This window comes from Paenibacillus sp. OT2-17 (genome assembly GCF_009827695.1).
GTDB lineage: Bacteria > Bacillota > Bacilli > Paenibacillales > Paenibacillaceae > Paenibacillus > Paenibacillus polymyxa_B.
In genome coordinates this window covers 1-3,992 of sequence record NZ_WUDQ01000336.1, presented here as the reverse complement: position 1 = coordinate 3,992, position 3,992 = coordinate 1, and the positions used below count along the sequence as shown (strand labels likewise).

Below are 3,992 nucleotides of genomic sequence, written 5' to 3'. Positions count from 1 at the left end.
AGCGTACGCTCTTCATTACACCCGACGAGGAGCTGATCAAAAAAATGCCGAATCGCATCAAAAACGGCTAAGTCTCACTAGCCTATTGAATCCACAAAAAAAGCCCTTTGTTCTTTGCACGGTACACTTCTTGTGTTCCATGCATAAGGCAAGGGGCTTTTTATTTACTTTTGTCCAACAGCAGCCTTCCTCAATTCCTCGACAACCTGACCTTCCACACTACGGCTACCCAGATCACCGTGAAAAATAACACCTTGGCGTGCACCGTGAAAATCCGAGCCGCCAGTTGCAATAAGCCCATACTGCGCCGCCATCGCAGTATATCGGCTCTCAGCCTCAGCATCATGGTCCGAATGTCGCACCTCCAAGCCCACAGGCTTCGCCTCCTCTATAATTGAGCGAACCAGCTCATCATTTCCGTACAAGCCAGGGTGGGCCACCACAGGTACCCCTCCTGCTTCACGAATCCAGTTTATGGCCTCCGTAGGCTCTACACGGGGTACAGACACATATCCGGGCGCTCCTTCCGCCAAGTAACGGTCAAACGCGTCTCGCATATCCTTCGCATATCCCTTTTGAACCAGCGTATCCGCCATATGCGGACGTCCAATGCTTTCATCTGGTGCCAGCGGTCTGCCCATCGTAGCCACCACTTCATCCAGTGTGATTTCCACGCCCAGACTACGCAATTGACTTAAAATCAAATCATTACGGGTATCCCGCGCCTGGCGAAGCTTTTCCAACCGCTCCAAAAACACTTTATTGCGGTAATCCATAAAATAACCCAGTATATGAATATCCTTACCGCCAGCTCGAGTACTAATTTCCACTCCTGGCACCACAGTAATTCCTATGCGTTTTCCCTCCTCCAGAGCTTCTTCCAGGCCAGCTACCGTATCATGATCTGTAATGGCCACACCTGCCAGTCCTTTTTCCTTGGCCCAGCGCACATTATCTACAGGTGGCTGCATACCGTCAGATGCTAGGGTGTGTGTATGTAAATCATATCGTTTTACGCTAATCTGCTCCTTCATTATGCATCCTCCTTCTCTTTCAGCTTTGCAAGCTCGTCCTGCGAGTCCCTCTGCACGTCCGTTCCCTGATCATGACGACGCAAGTAAGACAGGAAGGTTACTACCGGAATCGGCAACAACGCCGACTTCAAATGAATTGCATAAAATTCTCGTTTGAACGTGATATCTGAAATGTTTACAATTTTCAACAATCCGAGCGCAACTTCATGCTTCACCGAAGAAGGTGATAGCATGGTAATACCCAGTCCAGCCTCTACCGCCGATTTGACCGCTCCAGTGCTCCCCATCTCCATTACAATACCAAGTCGGGAGGCATCCACACCACGACTTTTCAGCTCATCTTCTATCACTTGACGTGTACCAGATCCCTTTTCTCTGGCTACAAAAGGATGCTTAAACACATCTTCCAGAACCACTTTTTTAGCCTTGGCCAGCGCATGTCCTGAAGGCACAATCAGTTTCAGTTCGTCCTGCATCACAGGTTCCACCACGATATCTGGATGCTGGACTGGGGCCTCAATCAGTCCTAAATTCAACTGATGTTTTAGTATATCATCCATAATTTGAGTCGTATTCATCACATTCATCGCCATACGTATATGAGGGTATTCCTGGCCAAACGGCCCCAACATTCTTGGTACAATATACTCACCAATCGTTAGGCTGGCGCCAATATGCAATCTTCCCTCCAGCATGTGAGTAAAAGCAGACATCGCCTCGTCAGCTTCCCTGATCAGTTGCATGCTTTTTTTCGCAAAAGGCAATAGTGTCGCTCCCGCCTCTGAAAGCTCGATTTTTTTAGTCGAACGTTGCAGCAGCTTCGTGCCGAAATAATCTTCTAAAGACTGAATTTGCATCGTCACCGCAGGTTGTGTCATATGCAGCGCTTGTGCCGCCGCCGAGAAGCTTCCGCGCTCCGCTACGGTATAAAAAATGTGCAACTGATGAAAGTTCATACTGACAGCCCTCTCCCCTCTGATCTCCCTATTTTAACATAAGAAAAACATCTGTCGAAGCATTTCCAAGTAAACTTACCGAATTGGAGAGTTATATTGACGGAAATAAAAAAAAGCATGCAGCTAATAACTGCATACTTTCTACTTAAAGTTGACGGTAATCATAAGTTCAAATATTTTTTCGCCTAGGGCCGACCGCCCAATCACCGTCTATTTTTGCTTACGAGTGCTTTTCATCAGTGTCATGCGCCGCGAATGGCGTAGCCATGAATAGTATGACTTCAAATCCCTTAATTCAATGGTCTCCGACATCCGGCCCAAAAAGGTAATGACAATCATCTTGTGCAGCGGATTCCCCGCAATATCCATCTCGCCGGGCAACTCTCCAAATTCGGCCACGACGACCAGATCACCATCAATTAAATATACATCCTCTTCGTTATGATAGTAGGACTCCATCCTGTTTTGCTTCAGGCATTCCCAAAGCCAGGCGGCGATATGATTCGTCTCGGACTGTTTCTGCTCTATCCGATCTAAGTAGCGAGTTTTCGCATGATTTGTAATCACGATATCGGCGACTTTTTTATCGCCCATCTCCACGTAGAACGGTTCGTATGTACTCCATCGCTGCATTGCTTTGTCACGCACGGGATCACTCTCCCCACCAGATAGGTCTTTATATCTACCAATATATTCATATGTTACCTCAACAGACCCGGGACTACAAGTTACAAAATTGAAGTTTATGGGTGATTTTTAAAGATTTTTTAGGTCTAACAGCATTAAGACCATTATGCAAAAGTCCTGGCTTTACAAAAAAAAGCCAGCCCGTAGGCTGACCTTTTAAGAATATTTTACAATTTATAGACATTAGAAGCTTATATTTCATATTCTTTCATCTTTTCCTTATCGTCGTTGTACTCCGTCCTAATCTCATTTCGAAAAGAGCGCTCGACCTTACGCACATAGGAAAGTCTGCGAATATTTTTAACGGTGTCTTCTGCCCGATCCGCATTCATATATATAACTACATAATGCATACGCTTTGAAATAAAGTGGACATTTCCGTATTTCTCCAGATTGCGGGCAGCCTTGATATCGCTTACCCAAATGACGTACCCTGTCCGCTCGGCAAACATTCGCTTCATCTCCCCTCCACTCGGTATCATTCCTATGACCTATCCACAGGAGCATTTCCCTCCGCTGCCACATCCGCCCTTTTTCACATTCGGATCATTGCTCGGCACCTTAATGGTCTCGGACACGGAATATGCAATCGTTTCAGACATGGCATGAAGCATATCATCCAGCGCCTTTTCGGCTCGTTTGAACTCCTTAACATCCACGAATTGTTCCAGTTCCAGCTCAACGACCTGCACTGCATCCTTCGCTTCATGATAGTTCGGATGAAAATGCCCAAAACGCTCCGTTTCCGCGAATAGCTCCTTTTTGGCATCCAGCTTGCGTACACACGCCTGAATAGACGGGTTCAATTCCACACGCTGTTTCCAATATAAATAATCCGATACCTCAAAGGATCGGTTGACCATATCGCCCAATTCATAGGCGTTAATAAGCACTTCTGCCATATTGACCGTATTCAATTCGGCTACGCTCATGAATGTTCATCTCACTTTATATAAAGTTCTACCCTGTATAAGTAGACTCATTTATCATACCACATCCTTCTTTTGAGAAGAAGGAGTTTCATGCACTTCCTGGCTCTACTATGTAAAAGGAACCAGCAGCCGCATGTCTGACCATTCACTTGGCTGTAAAGTCGCAGGAGAAGGTGCTTCGTCATCCATTCCTGAGGCGTACCAGCCTGTGACACTCCATGGTGCACCGGGAACCACCGCCTCCGGTATCCATTTAACCTCTTTCCCACCGATTCGCAGTCCCACAGCAGCCTGCCAACGAATCGCTTGCTCGATCAACTGCCGGGCAGTGGAAGTATGGTAACTCCTCCATTCTTTTGTCCATGAGGAGGGGACTGTAGATC

At 46.7% G+C, this 3,992-nt stretch carries 5 protein-coding genes and 1 pseudogene; all 6 read right to left on the bottom strand.

Annotation, left to right across the window (positions count from 1 at the left end; genetic code table 11):
* Window positions 1-164: 164 nt before the first annotated feature.
* Window positions 165-1,034: a PHP domain-containing protein gene (locus GRP75_RS20680; RefSeq protein WP_023989314.1), complete on the bottom strand. Its 870-nt coding sequence runs from the start codon at window positions 1,032-1,034 to the stop codon at window positions 165-167.
* Window positions 1,034-1,990, bottom strand: a complete 957-nt coding sequence (locus GRP75_RS20675) for a selenium metabolism-associated LysR family transcriptional regulator (protein WP_049828338.1) — start codon at window positions 1,988-1,990, stop codon at window positions 1,034-1,036. Before GRP75_RS20675 ends, GRP75_RS20680 begins: the two co-directional genes overlap by 1 nt.
* A 210-nt stretch (window positions 1,991-2,200) precedes the next feature.
* Window positions 2,201-2,638 carry a hypothetical protein gene (locus GRP75_RS20670; protein ID WP_023989315.1) on the bottom strand — a complete coding sequence of 146 codons (438 nt, stop codon included), beginning with the start codon at window positions 2,636-2,638 and terminating at the stop codon, window positions 2,201-2,203.
* Between the two features lie 230 nt (window positions 2,639-2,868).
* Window positions 2,869-3,129: a YlbG family protein gene (locus GRP75_RS20665; protein WP_160790239.1), complete on the bottom strand. Its 261-nt coding sequence runs from the start codon at window positions 3,127-3,129 to the stop codon at window positions 2,869-2,871.
* A gap of 39 nt (window positions 3,130-3,168) precedes the next feature.
* The gene (locus tag GRP75_RS20660; protein WP_013310906.1) at window positions 3,169-3,609 is read right to left on the bottom strand and encodes a YlbF/YmcA family competence regulator; all 441 of its coding nucleotides are present in this window, start codon (window positions 3,607-3,609) and stop codon (window positions 3,169-3,171) included.
* A 108-nt stretch (window positions 3,610-3,717) separates the two neighbouring features.
* Window positions 3,718-3,992 (bottom strand): annotated as a pseudogene (locus GRP75_RS20655) (helicase-associated domain-containing protein); the annotation flags it as partial.